Here is an 18,936-nt window from a genome sequence, read left to right on the forward strand (position 1 = left end):
GGGCAGAAATGCGCTATCCTCTGCGACCAATAAAAAACAGGACGAGGCGTAGCCTTGAGCCACCTATTGCGTGAGTGCCAAAAGCACTCACAGCGACGTATCCGGTAATCAACGTGGGGACACATGCAGACACTTAAGGTCGAGCTTGGCGAGCGCAGCTACCCGATTCATATCGGCGAAGGCTTGCTGGATCGTTTGGATTTACTCGCTCCGCATATCGTTGGGCGGCAAGTGGCGATTGTTTCCAATACCACCGTCGCGCCTCTTTACCTTGAGCGACTGACCCGCACCCTGGCCGGCTACAACGTCCAGCCTGTCATCCTTCCGGACGGCGAAGCTTTCAAGAACTGGGAAACCCTGCAAGGCATTTTCGATGGCCTGCTGGGTGCCCGTCATGATCGGCGTACCACGGTGATTGCCCTTGGCGGCGGTGTGATCGGCGATATGGCCGGTTTTGCGGCCGCTTGCTATCAGCGCGGCGTGAACTTCATTCAGATTCCCACGACCCTGCTGTCTCAGGTTGACTCTTCGGTGGGCGGCAAGACCGGGATCAACCACCCGCTGGGCAAGAACATGGTCGGTGCGTTTTACCAGCCAAGCGTCGTGCTGATCGACACCGCCAGCCTCAATACGCTGCCGGAGCGCGAACTGTCGGCGGGCCTTGCCGAGGTCATCAAGTACGGTCTGATCTGTGATGAGCCGTTCCTGACCTGGCTTGAAGAAAACGTTGATCAGTTGCGTGGGCTGGATCAGGCCGCCCTGACCGTCGCCATCGAACGTTCCTGTGCCGCCAAGGCCTTGATCGTTGGCGCTGATGAGCGCGAAACCGGGGTGCGCGCTACGCTGAACCTGGGGCACACGTTCGGGCATGCCATCGAAACCCACATGGGGTACGGTGTCTGGCTGCATGGCGAGGCTGTCGGCGCAGGCACTGTGATGGCGCTGGAAATGTCCTCTCGTCTGGGCTGGATCAGCGAACAGGAGCGCGACCGCGGCATTCGCCTGCTTCAGCGCGCCGGTCTGCCGGTGGTGCCGCCGCAGGAAATGACCCCGGAGCATTTCCTTGAGCACATGGCTGTCGACAAAAAAGTCCTGGATGGTCGTCTGCGTCTGGTCCTGTTGCGCCGTATGGGCGAAGCCGTGATCACCGACGAATATCCAAAAGAAGTTTTACAGGCCACGCTGGCGGCGGATTACCGCGCCCTCGTGGATCAGCTCAGAGGTTAATGAAATTCCATGACGAGTAGCTTGCACGCCGACGAGGCCTTCCTCGGCCATTACCAGTTGAGTCATGACCCGTTCGCAGCGCGGGTACCTGGCTTCAAATTCTTCCCTGCCCAGCGCAAGCCGGTATTGGGACAATTGCATCATTTGGCCCGTTACAGCCAGCTATTGCTGGTCGTGACCGGCCCGGTTGGCAGCGGCAAAACCTTGTTGCGTCAGGCGTTGGTTGCCAGTACCAACAAGCAATCGGTCCAGAGCGTGGTGGTTTCGGCCCGGGGTGCTGCAGATGCTTCCGGTCTGCTGCGTCAGGTTGCCCAGGCGCTGAATGTCGCCCAGCCAGAGATGCGCGCCATCCTCGCGCAGGTCGTGCAATTGGCGCTGACCGGCCAGGAAGTCTATTTGTTGGTGGACGATGCCGAACAACTTGGCGAATCCGCACTCGAAGCACTGCTCGGTCTGGCCGATGGAAGTCCTGAAGGCCGTCCACATGTGTTTCTGTTCGGTGAAGCTTCACTGATCGATAGACTCGATCAGCTGTGTGCCGAAGCGCAAACCGAGGGCGAGCGCTATCACGTCATCGAACTGGCACCTTACACGGAAGATGAAACACGGGAATATCTGGAGCAACGACTGGAAGGTGCCGGACAAGGCATCGAATTGTTCACGGCCGAGCAGATAACCGATATTCACGAGCATTCCGGTGGATGGCCTGGCGCTATCAATCAGGTTGCCCGGGACTCAATGATCGAGGCGATGATCGCCAGCCGTTCGGCGGTCAAACGCCCAAGTGTGGGATTCAAAATGCCGAAGAAATATGTAATGGCACTGGGTGCTGTGGTTGCAGTCGGGGTATTGGCAGCAGTGCTGATCCCGGGCCGTGGCGGCAATTCCGGTGCCCCAGCGACGCAGCCTGCCAACTCTCAGGCGCAATTGCCTCTGGGGCAGGGCACGCCAAGCGCCCAGCAGTCCAACAACGGTGGCCCGGCTATCGAGTTCGCGGGTAATTCGCAGCCCATGCCTTTGCCGCTGGTGGGTAACTCTCAGCCTGTCATGCGCGGCCCTCTGGCCGAAGCGGCGGGCGCGAGTGATGGCGACGATGATGGCGTACCGGTCGGGTCTGTTGACCAGCCGCCTACCGTGACCACCACCGCGCCACCTGCTGGTGTGCCGGCCGGTGCAGCACCGTCGACACCTCGTTCGTCCATTGCGCCGCCAGCGGCCGCTACTGCTCCGAAGCCAGCTGCACCTGCTCAGGCTCCAACGCAGGTCGCAACGGCCAAGACTGCACCGGCCGCTGCCGGGAAATCTGCAGCTGGTAGCAGCTGGTATGGCAGTCAGGCGCCGGGTCGCTACGTGGTGCAGATCCTCGGCACCAGCTCCGAGAGCACTGCTCAGGCGTTCGTTGCCGAGCAAGGCGGCGAGTACCGTTATTTCAAGAAAACGCTTCAGGGCAAGCCGCTGTATGTGATCACTTACGGCAACTTCTCTGACCGCGCAGCTGCCCTTGCAGCTATCAAGGTATTGCCAGCGAAGGTTCAGGCTGGTAAACCTTGGCCTCGTACTGTCGCCAGTATCCAACAGGAACTCGGCGCAGCTCGCTGAAGTCGCAGCGGCCTTATCCGGGCCGCTCACCCAGCATCCCTGTTTTGATCCGCAAGCGTGCAGTCCGATTGACCGCGCGCCTTGTGGTGTCTGCGTCCCGGACGCTTTTGGAAAACGGGGTGTTTTGGTCAGATCGCTAAAAAAGCTTTTGACTAGCACAGCATCCAGCTATAAACGTTCATAAATGCGACACGAATTTACGACTGTTCGTCGTTAAATTTGTGAGGCTTTGTGTCGCTGTGTACAATGACCTCCCTTTTGCTCCCGCTAAGCTGGCGTACGTTCAGCGCGAGAGGTAACTGGTTGAATTGAAAAGAAATTTGTCTCTTTTAGAGGCAGCCTGGTGAGAAAGTGTCTATGAAAGCAGGTCTGTACCATCCAGATGAATTCAAGGATAACTGTGGTTTCGGCCTGATTGCCCACATGCAGGGCGAACCCAGTCATCACCTGTTGCAGACGGCTATCCAAGCCCTGACCTGCATGACCCACCGTGGTGGGATCAACGCCGACGGCAAGACCGGTGACGGTTGCGGGCTGTTGATTCAAAAACCGGACGCGTTCCTGCGCGCCATTGCCAAAGAACACTTTGATAATGAGCTGCCGCGCCAATATGCCGTGGGCATGGTGTTCCTCAATCAGGACGACGCTAGAGCTGACGCCGCCCGCGAGAACATGAATCGCGAAATCCTTGCTGCTGGCCTGACCCTTGTTGGCTGGCGCCAGGTACCCATCGACACCAGCGTGCTGGGTCGTCTGGCGTTGGAGCGTCTGCCGAAAATCGAGCAAGTGTTCATCGGTGGTGAAGGCCTGAGCGATCAGGAATTCGCGATCAAGCTGTTCAGCGCACGTCGCCGTTCGTCGGTCGCCAACGCTGAAGACACCGATCACTACATCTGCAGCTTTTCTCACAAGACCATCATCTATAAAGGTCTGATGATGCCGCGCGATCTGACGGCATTTTTCCCGGACCTGAGCGACGAGCGCCTGCAAACCGCGATCTGCGTGTTCCACCAGCGCTTCTCGACCAACACCCTGCCGAAATGGCCGTTGGCACAGCCGTTCCGCTTCCTCGCCCACAACGGCGAGATCAACACCATTACCGGTAACCGCAACTGGGCGCAGGCCCGTCGCACCAAGTTCGCCAACGAACTGATTCCGGACCTGGACGAGCTGGGCCCGCTGGTCAACCGCGTGGGTTCCGACTCTTCGAGCATGGACAACATGCTGGAGCTGATGGTCACGGGCGGCATCGACCTGTTCCGTGGCGTGCGCATGATCATTCCGCCTGCGTGGCAGAACGTTGAAACCATGGACCCCGATCTGCGGGCGTTCTATGAGTACAACTCCATGCACATGGAGCCTTGGGATGGTCCTGCTGGCGTGGTAATGACCGAAGGTCGCCACGCGGTTTGCCTGCTTGACCGTAACGGTCTGCGTCCGGCGCGCTGGGTCACCACCAAGAATGGCTACATCACCCTCGCGTCGGAAATCGGCGTGTGGGACTACAAGCCGGAAGACGTCATCGCCAAGGGCCGTGTCGGGCCGGGTCAGATCTTTGCCGTGGACACCGAGACCGGCCAGATCCTCGACACCGACGCCATCGACAACCGCTTGAAGTCGCGTCATCCGTACAAGCAGTGGCTGCGCAAGAACGCTCTGCGTATCCAGGCGACCATCGAAGACAACGACCATGGTTCGGCTTTCTACAATGCCGACCAGCTCAAGCAATACATGAAGATGTATCAGGTCACCTTCGAAGAGCGCGATCAGGTACTGCGTCCGCTCGGTGAGCAGGGCCAGGAAGCGGTCGGCTCCATGGGCGACGACACGCCGATGGCGATTCTGTCGCAGCGTGTGCGTTCGCCTTACGATTACTTCCGTCAGCAGTTCGCGCAGGTCACCAACCCGCCGATCGACCCGCTGCGTGAAGCGATCGTCATGTCGCTGGAAATCTGCCTCGGTGCCGAGCGCAACATTTTCCAGGAGTCGCCTGAGCACGCCTCCCGCGTGATCCTCAGCTCGCCGGTCATTTCCCCGGCCAAATGGCGCTCGCTGATGACCCTGGAGCGTCCGGGCTTTGAGCGGCAGATCATCGACCTGAACTACGACGAGAGCATCGGCCTTGAAGCGGCTGTGCGTAACATCGCTGATCAGGCTGAAGAAGCCGTGCGTGCCGGTCGTACCCAGATCGTCCTGACTGACCGTCATATTGCCCCAGGCAAATTGCCCGCTCACGCATCCCTGGCTGTAGGCGCTGTGCACCACCGCCTGACCGAAAAAGGCCTGCGTTGCGACAGCAACATCCTGGTTGAAACTGCTACCGCCCGCGATCCGCATCACTTTGCGGTGTTGATCGGCTTTGGTGCTTCGGCTGTTTATCCGTTCCTCGCTTATGAAGTGCTGGGCGACCTGATCCGCACCGGTGAAGTTTTGGGAGACCTCTATGAGGTGTTCAAGAACTACCGTAAAGGCATCACCAAAGGTTTGCTCAAGATCCTGTCGAAGATGGGTATCTCTACCATCGCTTCGTACCGTGGTGCGCAGTTGTTCGAAGCCATCGGCCTGTCCGAAGCGGTCTGCGAACTGAGCTTCCGTGGCGTACCAAGCCGCATCAAGGGTGCCCGCTTCGTCGATATCGAAGCCGAGCAGAAGCTGCTCTCCAACGAAGCCTGGAGCCCACGCAAGCCGATCCAGCAAGGTGGCCTGCTCAAGTTCGTGTTCGGCGGCGAATACCACGCCTACAACCCGGACGTGGTCAGCATGCTGCAGGCCGCTGTACAGCAGGGCGACTACAGCAAGTTTAAGGAATACACCTCGCTGGTGGACAAGCGTCCGGTATCGATGATTCGCGACCTGTTCCAGGTCAAGACCCTCGACACTCCGATGTCCATCGACGAAGTCGAGCCGCTGGCGGAAATCCTCAAGCGCTTTGACTCGGCCGGGATCTCTCTGGGCGCATTGTCGCCTGAGGCTCATGAAGCGCTGGCCGAGGCCATGAACCGTCTGGGCGCACGCTCCAACTCCGGTGAGGGCGGCGAAGATCCTGCGCGCTACGGCACCATCCGCAGCTCGAAAATCAAACAGATAGCTACTGGCCGTTTCGGCGTAACCCCTGAGTACCTGGTCAACGCCGACGTGTTGCAGATCAAGGTTGCCCAAGGCGCCAAGCCGGGCGAGGGCGGGCAACTGCCGGGCGGTAAAGTGAACGGTCTGATCGCCAAACTGCGCTATGCAGTGCCGGGCGTGACCCTTATTTCGCCGCCGCCGCACCACGACATCTATTCCATCGAAGACTTGTCGCAGCTGATTTTCGACCTCAAGCAGGTCAATCCGGCGGCGCTGGTTTCGGTGAAACTGGTTGCCGAGGCGGGCGTCGGTACGATTGCTGCCGGTGTGGCCAAGGCTTACGCCGACCTGATCACTATTTCCGGCTATGACGGCGGCACCGGTGCATCGCCGCTGTCTTCGATCAAATACGCGGGGGCTCCGTGGGAACTCGGCCTGGCCGAAACCCACCAGACCCTGCGCGGTAACGATTTGCGCGGCAAGGTTCGGGTACAGACCGACGGCGGTCTGAAAACCGGTCTGGACGTGATCAAGGCTGCAATTCTCGGTGCTGAAAGCTTCGGTTTCGGCACCGCGCCAATGATCGCGCTGGGCTGTAAATACCTGCGTATCTGCCACCTGAACAACTGCGCCACCGGCGTTGCCACTCAGAACGAGAAGCTGCGCAAAGACCACTACATCGGCACCGTCGACATGGTAATCAACTTCTTCACCTACGTGGCTGAAGAGACCCGTGAGTGGCTGGCCAAGCTGGGCGTCCGCTCGCTGGAAGAGCTGATCGGCCGTACCGACCTGCTTGACATCCTGCCGGGCGAAACCGCCAAGCAACAGCACCTGGACCTGACGCCGCTGCTGGGTAGCGACCACATCCCGGCTGACAAGCCTCAGTTCAGTCTTGTGGATCGCAACCCTCCATTCGACAAAGGCTTGCTGGCCGAGCGCATGGTTGAAATGGCCAAGCCGGCCATCGAAAGCCTGAGCGGTGGCGAATATGAACTGGACATCTGCAACTGCGACCGCTCCATCGGCGCGCGGATTTCCGGCGAAATCGCCAAGCTGCACGGCAACCAGGGCATGAACAAGGCGCCGATCACCTTCCGCTTCAAAGGGACGGCTGGTCAAAGCTTCGGCGTGTGGAACGCCGGTGGTTTGAACATGTATCTGGAAGGCGACGCCAACGACTACGTCGGTAAAGGCATGACCGCTGGCAAGCTGGTCATCGTTCCGCCAAAAGGCAGCCCGTTCAAAACCCAGGAAAGCGCCATTATCGGCAATACCTGTCTGTACGGCGCAACCGGTGGCAAGCTGTTCGCGGCCGGTACTGCAGGCGAGCGTTTCGCGGTGCGTAACTCCGGTGCTCACACAATCGTGGAAGGCACGGGCGATCACTGCTGCGAATACATGACCGGCGGCTTCGTCTGCGTACTGGGCAAGACCGGCTACAACTTCGGTTCAGGCATGACCGGTGGTTTCGCCTACGTGCTCGACCTGGACAACAGCTTCGTTGACCGGGTCAACCATGAGCTGGTTGAGATTCAACGCATCAGCGGCGAGTCGATGGAAGCTTATCGCAGCCATCTGGAGCGTGTACTGGCCGAGTATGTCGAGGAAACCGACAGCGAGTGGGGCCGTAACGTCTGGGAAAACCTGGACGATTACCTGCGCCGCTTCTGGATGGTCAAGCCGAAGGCTGCTTCGTTGAAGTCGTTGCTCTCCAGCACCCGCGCGAATCCGCAGTAACTGCAGCTTTAAGCGGCAAGCTTCAAGCCGCAAGTTAACAGCAGTGCGTGATTTGCCTGCGAATATGATTCTGGCAGCTTCAGGTTTGTCGCCTGAAGCTGCCATGTAGAGGTTCAAGAGAATGGCCGAACGTCTAAGTAACGACTTCCAGTTCATCGATGTCGGGCGTAAAGATCCGAAGAAGAAACTGCTGCGTCAGCGCAAGAAAGAGTTCGTGGAAATCTACGAACCTTTCAAACCCCAACAGTCGGCCGATCAGGCTCACCGTTGCCTGGGTTGCGGTAACCCGTACTGCGAATGGAAATGCCCGGTACACAACTTCATCCCCAACTGGCTCAAGTTGGTTGCGGAAGGCAACATCCTGGCCGCCGCCGAACTGTCGCACCAGACCAACACCCTGCCGGAAGTCTGCGGTCGCGTGTGCCCGCAGGATCGTCTGTGCGAAGGTGCCTGCACCCTGAACGACGGTTTTGGCGCTGTGACCATCGGTTCGGTCGAGAAGTACATCACTGATACCGCGTTCGCCATGGGCTGGCGTCCGGACATGTCCAAGGTTGTGCCCACCGGCAAGCGCGTAGCGATTGTTGGTGCAGGCCCTGCCGGCCTGGGCTGTGCCGACGTATTGGTACGTGGCGGCGTGACCCCGGTGGTGTTCGACAAGAACCCTGAAATCGGCGGTTTGCTGACCTTTGGCATCCCCGAGTTCAAACTGGAAAAAACCGTACTGAGCCATCGTCGTGAAGTCTTCACCGGCATGGGTATCGAGTTCCGTCTCAATACCGAAGTCGGCAAGGACGTGACCATGGAGCAGTTGCTCGAAGAATACGATGCCGTGTTCATGGGCATGGGCACCTACACCTACATGAAAGGTGGCTTCGCCGGTGAGGACTTGCCGGGTGTGCACGATGCGCTGGATTTCCTGATCGCCAACGTCAATCGCAACCTGGGCTTTGAAAAGTCGCCGGAAGATTTCGTCGACATGAAGGGCAAGAGGATTGTCGTCCTCGGCGGTGGTGACACGGCCATGGACTGCAACCGTACTTCGATCCGTCAGGGTGCCAAGTCGGTGACCTGCGCTTATCGTCGCGACGAAGAAAACATGCCGGGTTCTCGCAAGGAAGTGAAGAACGCCAAGGAAGAAGGCGTGAAGTTCCTCTACAACCGCCAGCCGATCGCCATTGTTGGCGAAGACAAGGTTGAAGGTGTGAAGGTGGTCGAGACCCGTCTTGGCGAGCCTGATGCCCGTGGCCGTCGTAGCCCTGAGCCGATTCCTGGCTCGGAAGAGATCATCCCGGCTGATGCCGTGGTCATCGCGTTCGGCTTCCGCCCAAGCCCGGCACCGTGGTTTGAGCAGTTCACTATTCAGACCGACAGCCAGGGCCGCGTTATCGCCCCGGAACAGGCGCAATACAAGCACCAGACCAGCAACCCGAAAATCTTCGCCGGTGGCGATATGGTGCGCGGCTCTGATCTCGTTGTGACTGCAATCTTCGAAGGCCGTAATGCGGCCGAAGGGATTCTGGACTACCTGGGCGTTTGATGTAGCAGCGCGGCTCCCACGTAACCTGTGGGAGCCGAGCTTGCTCGCGATAAGGCTGGACGCCATCTACTCGATACTTGCGGTGCTTTCATCGCGAGCAAGCTCTACTCCCACAGGCCCGGTGATCGTCTGTAGCTGCTGCCGAAGGCTGCGATCGCGGTGTGTCAGGATAAACGCTTCGCAGCCTTCGGCAGCTCCTACAGAAAATGCATTTCAATCCAGCAGTTTGCATGTTGATTGATGAGCTTGCTCTTGCTCCCGCTTCAAACCCTGCAACAAATCGGCACCGCGCCCTCGGCCGAAGTCACTCCCAACCAAACCCGTGCGCTAATAGCCCCTCCAGCTTCATCCTCCTCCTTTATCCGATCCACGCCATCAGATGCTGGCTCGCCGACTGCTTTGCTGTTTATTTCTCCGAGGTATTTCTGCTCTAAGGGCGGGCTAGGATCTGTGCCTGACTTAACGGGAACGCTTTCGTACAGATTCCCTTTTCATACATGTCGCTATAAGGAAATAGCCATGTTTCGAGATACAACCCTGCCTGCCTCTGCCTCTGCCGCGCTTTCAGGTTCCGAAGCGACGAGGACATTCAACCCAAGCATTAGCTCAATTCGTGAACACATTGCACGCCAGCGTGCTGATCGAATGCTTGATCAGTTTGCCGAACAATTCACTGCAGATAATTACTTTCCCGAGGGTGGCGATGGTCTGCTGTTTTCCATTTTGACCTGGCTGCCTCAATGGCCTGTAAACATGGGCATCGTCGTTGTAGATAACAAAGGTGGTTCGCTGGGCTCCTACCTGAAAGGCAACGATTGGAGCGTGGTGGAGCAAACGATCACCTTCGTGCAGCGTGATGATGGTACTTACTCTGCACCGGGTAGCAGCCAGACCTACCTCACCGAGTCGTTGTTTTGGGTGATGTTCAGCCAACTCCCTGCAACAACCGAGATCGGTGACTGGGGTGAGGATAAGACGGTGCCGTGCCGGATCGTCAGGCTGCGGGCACAAGTTTCGGTGTGGGTGCGGTTGGAGCGTGGCTGGTTGTTCGACGCTTTGATGGCGGATGACCATGTATCAAAATCAATATCAGCAACTTCCGAATCGAACCGTTACCTTCCATTCTCGACAGCTGCGCTGCAAGACGGCTCCCCGGTCCTACTGTCCCTAAGTGAGCTAAACCCGCATCTGCCTCTTGATCGTCTGGAAGATCTTTTGCGTACCCAGGCACTGACTGAACGCGAGGAGGCTGAGCTTGTAAATAACGGTGGGCTGCCTCAGCCCTTCTTCGTAGCGCTGCAAGATTCGCGAGCTGAATGGGCCCACGACCGAGCCATCGACGGGCTGCTCCATACTCGGGTTTTTGACGAGCAGACCGATGTTTTGGCCCGCACCTTGACCGAGCATTTGCTGAAAACCCGGCTGGGTCGCGATATGCGTATCACTACATATGACGAAGGTCACCCATCGGCCGAGCGAGATACTCATCACCTCGCCCTGGTGAGTTTTGGCGAAGGGATTTATGGGCGCGGCGACGAGGACGGGGTGCGTTTCAGTCGTGCAGGGAATAACACCGACAGTTTCTACCTGGCCATCAGTTATCAACTGCAGGATTACGAACGCAATGTTCTGGGTTTAAAGTCCGAATGCGATGTGACAGCTTTACGAAGTGCCGTCGCCAAGCTCGCCATTGATGAAAACGGAGGCTGGTTCCCTTCAGAGGGATTGGAGCGGCCCGCGTGGTTCATTCAGGCTTCTACCGCCGATAAAGCTGCCTGGGAAGAGGCCGCCCATGGGTACATTCAGGCGTTAGTCGAGGCGCAAGCCCCAGGTTTGCCTGATGTCCTGGCCTATGGCGATCCAGCGCAACTGCGCATGTATGCCCGTGCCGCTTTGCACGAGCGGTTAAAAATTGATCATGGGCTGGAGCTGGAGCCTGATGATGTAGTGATTGAAACCCTGATTCCCGAAGTGGCAGGCATCGTCATCGTCGATGAGCCGGTGACTACTGAACCGAAAGACCGGAAAGAACTGTGCAGCCTCACAGAGTTGAGCCTGAAGAATTTCGGATTTCTCGATGCTTTGTCGAGTGCAACTATTAGCGCCCGGAATCATCTGGAAGAACCTATCCCGGCTCTTTCGTTCGACTACCTGTACGACCTTGTTCGTGATCTGGATGTGGGCGAAAACTACGTAAAATTCCTGACCACACGCTTGTTGACGTCTGCGGAAGGGATATGGCGTAAAGAGCGCTATGTACAAGTCATGCAGGCGCAGATGCGCTTGAATGCCCTGGAAGCAAGTATGTCAGGGGAGTTTGCTGAAGATGAACTGTCAGCAGGCCGCAGTGATCGTGCTTACCAGTGGGTTATGGCGCTACTTGATAGCCCGGTCGAGGGCGTTGATCGGGCGAAAGTAGAGGGGCATCAGATTACGGCTCAACGCATGAAGGTCAGCGGAGTGACGCTGGATGGGCTTTTGTTGATTGCTCCTGTTTCACGCGAGGCGGTGCCTTCAGTCGTTCTGTATATACCGCAGGCACCAGACGGGAGATGCTTTCGTTTGTTTGAAGACGGGCTGGAGCTGCGCAAGGAGATTTTTCGCAACACGGCTTTCCTGGAGTATTTGATAAGTCATGCGCCCTCGCCATGGCAGGCGCAAGTCAGGAAGTCGCTGACCGTAGATGCACGCAATTTCAAGCTGGATTCAGTGCCACTGCGCCGCAATTTCTACGAAGCTGCCTACGAGGCACGCGTCGCGCATGTCATCTCGTCAGTCAACGAGCAAACCAATACTACGTGGGAGAGGAATTGGCAGGACGCTTGGGACACCGCTATTTTTGTTGGCGATATCGCACTGATGTTTGCGCCTTTCTACATCGCTCTGCCCGTGACTGCGTTGCAGGTGGTTTATTCGATTATTCGAGGCGTGGTAAGCACCGTCAAAGGAGAGCGAGAGGCTGTTTTGTATTTTAACCAGGCTGCAATCTTGCTGATGGGTCTTTTCCTTGGTGCTGGAGGACGCTCGCCCAAGGCAGTGGGCCTCGGTGGTTCCACTTTCAATCCCAAAGCTGCGCTAAAGAAAGCGCCAGACAGCCTGCAGATGAGGACCGACGGCGTCTTTAACGGCGTTTACGAAACCGGTCGTAGCGCAGGCCTCTCGCGTTTTTATGTGAAGGATGCCGGTAAAACCTACCCGGTTCGCTACGACCGTGATTATGCGACGTGGCGGTTGATTGATCCCCGCCGTCCGGATGCTTACTACCAAGCGCCGATCAGTTTCGAAGGCGGTGTCTGGACGCACGCAAAGGTCGGACTTTTGGGCGGCGGACGCAAGGCTGCAAAAGAGCCGACGCCAGGATCCTCTGTTGCGAGTGGAGCGCCTAAGCGCTACACCCTGGATGTAGCCGGATTCGAAAACTCCAAGCCTTTTAAAAAAGCGGATCCGCATATTCAGGACGCTTTGAGGCAATCGGTAGAAAAAGTCACCGAAAAATACATCGAGAGAGGCGGCGGCAAATTTCATGGTTATGAGGAGAAGGGAACGGGCAGGTATATTTCCACGTTTGATTTAACCGGTATTCCGGGTGGCAAGGGCAGAGGGCCGTGGCGCTTGCAAGTGATCGAGCGCGTGGTACTCGATGAAAGCGGTCAGGTGGTCAAAGTCCCGGGGCAACCGGGGGTACTTGAATTCGATAAGCTCTTGCCTAGCCATTGACTGGTTGAATGTTCTAAGACTATCTGCTCAGCGCCGGGTTTAGCCGAGTTCAGGAGTGAAGTATCCCGGGCGAAGCCGGTTCCACGGCCGCGACAAATCGACCCGATAGATAAAAGGCACGGCTCTGGCCGTGCCTTTTGCGTCCACGTCTGAGAAAATGCCCGCACTTTTTTTGCGGATGCCGACATGACTGCCTTGAAGAACGACCGTTTCCTTCGCGCCCTGCTCAAGCAACCCGTGGACGTCACCCCCGTCTGGATGATGCGTCAGGCCGGCCGCTACCTGCCGGAATATCGCGCCAGCCGCGCCAAAGCCGGGGACTTCATGAGCCTGTGCATGAACCCGGAGTTCGCCTGTGAAGTTACGCTGCAGCCGCTTGAACGTTATCCGCTGGACGCTGCAATTCTGTTCTCCGATATTCTGACCATTCCGGATGCCATGGGGCTGGGCTTGTACTTTGAGACGGGCGAAGGTCCGCGCTTCAAGAAAACCGTTAACACGATGGCCGATATCGAAGCCTTGCCGATCCCTGATCCGCAGAAAGATCTCGGTTACGTCATGGACGCTGTCAGTACCATCCGCCGCGAACTGAACGGCCGTGTGCCGCTGATCGGTTTTTCCGGTAGCCCTTGGACTCTCGCGACGTACATGGTCGAAGGCGGTTCTTCGAAAGACCACCGCAAGTCCAAAGCCATGCTTTACGAAAACCCGCAAGCCATGCACCTGCTGCTGGACAAGCTGGCTGACTCGGTTATCGCCTACCTCAACGGCCAGATTCTGGCAGGCGCGCAAGCGGTGCAAGTGTTCGACAGCTGGGGCGGTAGTCTGTCTGATGCGGCGTATCAGGAGTTCTCGCTGGCCTACATGCGCAAGATCGTCAACGGCCTGATTCGCGAGAATGACGGTCGCAAGGTTCCGGTGATCCTGTTCACCAAAGGCGGCGGTCTGTGGCTGGAAAGCATGGCTGAAACCGGCGCTGACGCACTGGGTCTGGACTGGACCACCAACATCGGCGATGCCCGTCGTCGCGTGGGTGACAAAGTCGCGCTGCAAGGCAACATGGACCCATCGGTCCTATACGCCAGCCCACAAGCCATTCGCGCCGAAGTGGCACGCATCCTCGCCAGCTACGGCAGCGGCAACGGCCACGTCTTCAACCTGGGCCACGGCATCACGCCTGAAGTTGACCCTGCACATGCTGGTGCTTTCATTGAAGCGGTGCATGAGTTGTCGGCGCAGTATCACAATTAATGCATTGATCCTGTAGGAGCTGCCGAAGGTTGCGAAGGTGTATTCCTGACACACCGCTTTCGCAGCCTTCGGCAGCTCCTACAGGCAGCGCTTATATTAGTGCCTTCACCTGCAGTGGCGGCAACTTCGCCAACTTCAGCGCAACCGCCAGTGCAATCAACAGCAGCACACCGATAAACAACCCGATGCCGTGCCACCCGCCGTAATGCCAGCACACTCCGCCCGCCGTTCCGGCCACGCTTGAACCCGCGTAATAGCTGAACAGATAGAGCGACGACGCCTGGCCTTTGGCTTTGATTGCCCGTCGGCCAATCCAGCTGCTGGCCACTGAATGCGCACCGAAGAAGCCGAAGGTGAACATCAGAACGCCAATGACAACCAGCGCCAGCGGCTCGAACATCGTCAGAGCCATGCCCGCCAGCATCAACACGATCACCGCCCATAGAACCTGGCGGCGGCCTAGTTTGTCAGCCAGGGAGCCGATCTTCGCCGAGCTGTAGATGCCCGACAGGTACACCACCGAAAACAGTCCGACCACCGCCTGACTCAGGTGATAGGGCTCGGCCAGCAAGCGATAGCCAATGTAGTTGAACAGGGTCACGAAGCTGCCCATCAGCAGGAACGCTTCGAGAAACAGCAATGGCAGGCCTGCGTCACGAAACTGCATGACAAAACCATCAATCAGGCTGCGCGGCTGCAACGAGCGTGCGCGGAAGTTGCGCGATTCCGGGAGGATTTTCCAGAACACCGCTGCGGCGATCAGCGCCAAAACACCCACCACCATCAATGCCACGTGCCAACTGACGTAGTCGATCAATACCCCTGTAATGACTCGTCCGCTCATGCCGCCAATCGCGTTGCCACCGATATACAGACCCATGGCCAGGCCAATGTGGTTGGGGTGAATTTCTTCACTCAGGTAAGTCATCGCCACCGCCGCCAGCCCGCTGAGGGACAGTCCCACGAACGCTCGGGTAATCAGCACGCCTTCCCAGCTCGGCATGAATGCACTGGCGAGGGTGAAGATCGCCGCGCAAAACAGCGCCAGCACCATCACCGGCTTGCGCCCGAGGCGGTCGGAAATGGGCCCGGTGATCAGCAATCCGATCGCCAGCATTCCGGTCGATACAGAAAGAATCAGGCTGCTCTGTGCCGCATTGATCGAGAACTCTCTGGAGAGCACCGGCATCATCGGCTGCACGCAGTACAACAGCGCAAACGTCGCGAAACCGCCCGCAAACAGCGCAAGCACCGTGCGCATGAACAACGGCGTGTCTTTCTCGATATAAACGTCGCCCAAGGGGATGACCGCTTCAATCGTTGTCGACTGGCTTTGCGGAGCAGAAGGGCTGACGACAGTGTTCACGGTTGACCTCAAAGACGTCTGGCGGGCGATGAGAAAAAAGAATATAGCTCGCTAATCATTCTTTCCAATATATTGTTCGACCTGTTTGATAGGTAAAACGACTTAATGGGAGGACCATGGAATTACGTCATCTGCGCTATTTCATAGCGGTCGCCGAAGAGCTGCACTTTGGTCGCGCGGCGCAGGTTCTGGGTATTTCCCAGCCTCCGCTAAGTCAGCAGATCCAGGCGCTGGAGCAGGAACTGGGCACGCGTCTTTTTGATCGCACTAATCGTCGTGTGGAGTTGAGTGAAGCGGGACGGTTGTTTCTCGACGAGGCGCGGTTGGTGCTGGCGCAGGTCGACAAGGCTGCGGATGTCGCGCGTCGTGTGCGATTGGGAGAGCTGGGGGAGTTGAAGATCGGCTTCACCACTTCAGCGCCATTCACGTCGAGTATCCCTCAGGCGATCTTCGCGTTTCGGCAACGCTTTCCTGCTGTGCACCTGGCCTTGCAGGAAATGAACAGCATGGAAGTGGCCGCGCAACTGGAAGATGAGTCTATTCAGGTCGGCATCATGCGGCCTCTGGCATTGCCGGAGTCACTGGTGGTGGTCGAACTGTTGCGTGAGCCGTTGGTGGCGATCATCAATGCCGGTCACCCATTGGCGCAGGGCAGCGAGCAGGGTTTGCACCTGTCGGAACTGGCAAACGAACCGTTCGTGTTTTTCCCGCGCACCTATGGCAGCGGCTTGTACGCGCAAATGATGGATCTGGCCAGAGCGGCTGGCTTCACGCCGCTGATCACTCAGGAAGCGGGTGAAGTCATGACCATCATCGGTCTGGTCGCGGCGGGCCTTGGCGTGACGGTGCTGCCCGCCTCCTATCGGCGCATGCGCATCGACGGCGTGGTGTACCGAACCCTGCTCGATCCAGACGCCACCAGTGCGGTATGGCTGGTGCAGCGCAAGGATCAGCAATCACCCATGGCCAGGGCGTTTGTTGAGCTGGTGACGCGCCGCACGGAGGACAAATAGCCACCCATTGAGAGCTGGAGGGTCAAGTTCTGCTGGTCGGAGTCGAGACAGATTGAAGACCTTTCCGTTTTTGGTGATCTATGGCTCTCCGGCAGATACGTATTTCGACACGTGCATTTCTGAGTTTTGGTGTCATCAGTGTGTTGATGCTTGGCTTCGGCATCTTCTCCATGCACCAGATCACGCAGATGCGCGAGGCCGTTGTGCACACCGAACAGGTGTCGCACGCCGGGACCCGATGGCTGGGCAGTATTCGTGACAACTCGCTGGGCATTCGCGTGCTCACGTTCCGGCTGATGATCAACCGTGATCCCGCCGTTCTGGGGCCGTCCACCCAGCGTCTGGTGTTTCTGCGCGGCGAATTGAGCAAGGCGCTGGACGGATATACCCCGATCGTACCCGAAGTCGCTCGCACGTCCTTTTCGAAGATGCAAAGCGTCGTGGCCCAATATCAACAGGCGCTGGATAGCTATCAGAAGCTTTCCGAGCAGGGCGATATCCAGGGGATGACCGCGCTGCTCAACGGCACCATTCAGGATCTGTCCAACCAGACCGGTGATCTCTTCAACGAGCTGGTCAAGATTAACCTCGAACAAGGCAGCCTCTACACCCAGCAGGCCGAGCAACGCTATGACACCGCGATGCAGACCACCGTGGGTGTGCTGGTGCTCGTATTTGCGCTGACCGTCGGGCTGGCCTGGTTACTGACGCGCAGCATTGTGCAACCACTCAATGGCGCTATCGGGGCCGCCCGGCGTATTGCCCGTGGTGACCTGACCGGGACTATCGAGGTCGATGGCAAGGATGAGGCCGCCGATCTGCAAAAGTCTTTGGGTGAGATGCAGCAAGCCTTGATGGATACCCTGCGTCTGATCGGTAACTCTTCCGACCAACTTGCTACTGCTGCCGAAGAAATGACCGCGATCACCACTCAGACTTCCGGTGATCTGCATAACCAGAACGACGAAATTCAGCAGGCTGCTACAGCGGTTAACGAAATGACCGTGGCTGTTGAGGAGGTAGCCCGCAATGCTGTCTCCACGGCGGATGCTTCCAGTGCGTCGACGACGACCGCGCAGGTGGGTCGCCAACGCGTCGACGGGACTATTCAGGCCATCGAGCGAATGGGGCAGCGTGTCGAGGACGCTTCTTCGCAGGTCCGTGAGCTGGCCGAGCATTCCCAAGACATCGGCAAAATTCTGGATGTGATTCGGGGCGTGGCCGAGCAGACCAATCTGCTGGCGCTTAACGCCGCAATCGAGGCTGCGCGTGCGGGAGAAGCCGGACGAGGTTTCGCCGTCGTTGCCGATGAAGTGCGCGCATTGGCGGGGCGTACTCAGACCTCGACTCAGGAAATCGAACAGATGGTTGCGGCGATTCGGGCCGGTACAGCGAAGGTCGTTGATACCATGCAGGCGACCAATGAGCAGGCGCTCACGACCCTGGACATGGCGAAAAACGCTGGTGGTGCGCTGGATGAAATTGCTCAGGCTATCTCGCTGATCCACGAAAGGAATCTGGTGATCGCCAGTGCTTCAGAGGAGCAGGCTCAGGTGGCGAGGGAAATCGACCGCAATCTGGTCAACATCCGCGACCTGTCGATTCAGACCTCGGAGGGCGCCGGGCAGATAGACTCGGCCAGCCAGTCCCTGTCGGGACTGTCCCACGATCTGAAAACCATGGTCGGGCGTTTTCAGTTGTAATCTGGTCGGGTACATATCCCCGGTAGGAGCGAACTTGTTCGCGAATCAGTCACCGCGTAGTGACAGGTAGTCCGAGTCATCGTTCTTCGCGGGCAAGCCTCGCTCCCACAGGGCTTTCACCATCCTGTGAGACCGAATTCATTCGGGAAGGCGGTATTTCAGACGATACATTGGCTGCGAATGTACCGGCCCCCTTCGCGAATGAATTCGCTCCTACCAATATCAGCAACGTGGGATCAGTCCACCTTGCTCAAATCACCCTTCAACGCAACGCCAGCAATGATTGCACCGGCGTGGCATTCATAGTTCACCGGGTCTTTGCGTTCGATGCTTTTGTAGTAGCTGGCGATGTTGGTCACTGCGTTGGCGTTAGCGTTTTTGGCTGCGCTGTACATCTGCAGGATGGCCGATTGCAGAACCCATTCGCAGGCTTCGGTATCGGTCTTGTTGAAGGCGTTGGTTTTCTTGTTGGTCACGGCGCCCGGGCTGATCACGGTGACTTTACCTTTGGGCTGCACGCCGGCCAGGTAGAACTTCACGCTGCCGTCGATTTTGCCGGCGGCGGTCATGTCATTGATGACCTTCTGAAACGGCAGAAACAGCGCCGTGTCGCGGGCCTGGCTGACAGCGGGCAGAACGGACAACGCGACGGCGGCTGCAGCGATCCAGGTTTTCATGCGCATAACGATCTCTCCTTGAGATTAAATAAAAGGG

10 protein-coding genes and 1 pseudogene are annotated in these 18,936 nt (G+C 57.9%); 9 read left to right on the top strand and 2 right to left on the bottom strand.

Annotated elements, in window-relative coordinates:
• Nucleotides 1–123: 123 nt before the first annotated feature.
• The 6 genes from aroB (at nucleotide 124) to hemE (ending at nucleotide 14,140) form a co-directional block, all read left to right on the top strand.
• Complete coding sequence (gene aroB, locus KDX30_RS11805) at nucleotides 124–1,227, top strand: 3-dehydroquinate synthase (protein WP_231675816.1); 1,104 nt, start codon at nucleotides 124–126, stop codon at nucleotides 1,225–1,227.
• Between the two features lie 9 nt (nucleotides 1,228–1,236).
• A complete protein-coding gene (locus KDX30_RS11810; RefSeq protein WP_231675817.1) occupies nucleotides 1,237–2,826 on the top strand; it encodes an AAA family ATPase in 1,590 nt (529 codons plus the stop codon).
• Between the two features lie 357 nt (nucleotides 2,827–3,183).
• On the top strand, nucleotides 3,184–7,632 hold the full coding sequence (gene gltB / locus KDX30_RS11815; RefSeq protein WP_099268009.1) for a glutamate synthase large subunit: 4,449 nt from the start codon (nucleotides 3,184–3,186) through the stop codon (nucleotides 7,630–7,632).
• A 121-nt stretch (nucleotides 7,633–7,753) separates the two neighbouring features.
• Complete coding sequence (locus KDX30_RS11820; RefSeq protein WP_027901976.1) at nucleotides 7,754–9,172, top strand: FAD-dependent oxidoreductase; 1,419 nt, start codon at nucleotides 7,754–7,756, stop codon at nucleotides 9,170–9,172.
• Between the two features lie 519 nt (nucleotides 9,173–9,691).
• Nucleotides 9,692–12,889, top strand: coding sequence for a dermonecrotic toxin domain-containing protein (locus KDX30_RS11825; protein ID WP_231675818.1), 3,198 nt, complete (start codon nucleotides 9,692–9,694; stop codon nucleotides 12,887–12,889).
• Between the two features lie 186 nt (nucleotides 12,890–13,075).
• Nucleotides 13,076–14,140 (top strand): uroporphyrinogen decarboxylase, encoded by a 1,065-nt coding sequence (gene hemE, locus KDX30_RS11830; RefSeq protein ID WP_122707490.1) that lies wholly within the window; start codon nucleotides 13,076–13,078, stop codon nucleotides 14,138–14,140.
• Between the two features lie 91 nt (nucleotides 14,141–14,231).
• On the opposite strand, the gene KDX30_RS11835 is transcribed toward hemE, so the two are convergent.
• Nucleotides 14,232–15,458, bottom strand: a complete 1,227-nt coding sequence (locus tag KDX30_RS11835; RefSeq protein WP_455127255.1) for an MFS transporter — start codon at nucleotides 15,456–15,458, stop codon at nucleotides 14,232–14,234.
• A 164-nt stretch (nucleotides 15,459–15,622) separates the two neighbouring features.
• On the opposite strand from KDX30_RS11835, the gene KDX30_RS11840 reads away from it, so the two are divergent.
• From KDX30_RS11840 to KDX30_RS29745, 3 genes and pseudogenes are all read left to right on the top strand, one after another.
• The gene (locus tag KDX30_RS11840; RefSeq protein ID WP_122397636.1) at nucleotides 15,623–16,519 is read left to right on the top strand and encodes a LysR family transcriptional regulator; all 897 of its coding nucleotides are present in this window, start codon (nucleotides 15,623–15,625) and stop codon (nucleotides 16,517–16,519) included.
• 80 nt (nucleotides 16,520–16,599) lie between these two features.
• Nucleotides 16,600–17,361: pseudogene (locus tag KDX30_RS29740) on the top strand (MCP four helix bundle domain-containing protein); the annotation flags it as partial.
• A gap of 72 nt (nucleotides 17,362–17,433) precedes the next feature.
• Nucleotides 17,434–18,222 carry a methyl-accepting chemotaxis protein gene (locus tag KDX30_RS29745; protein ID WP_406643840.1) on the top strand — a complete coding sequence of 263 codons (789 nt, stop codon included), beginning with the start codon at nucleotides 17,434–17,436 and terminating at the stop codon, nucleotides 18,220–18,222.
• A gap of 236 nt (nucleotides 18,223–18,458) precedes the next feature.
• Here KDX30_RS29745 and KDX30_RS11850 read toward each other — a convergent pair whose 3' ends face one another.
• Entirely contained in the window at nucleotides 18,459–18,905 is a 447-nt protein-coding gene (locus tag KDX30_RS11850) for a hypothetical protein (RefSeq protein WP_027901972.1), read from the bottom strand.
• Nucleotides 18,906–18,936 lie beyond the last annotated feature (31 nt).

It is taken from the genome of Pseudomonas quasicaspiana, from assembly GCF_021147825.1.
Lineage (GTDB): Bacteria > Pseudomonadota > Gammaproteobacteria > Pseudomonadales > Pseudomonadaceae > Aquipseudomonas > Aquipseudomonas quasicaspiana.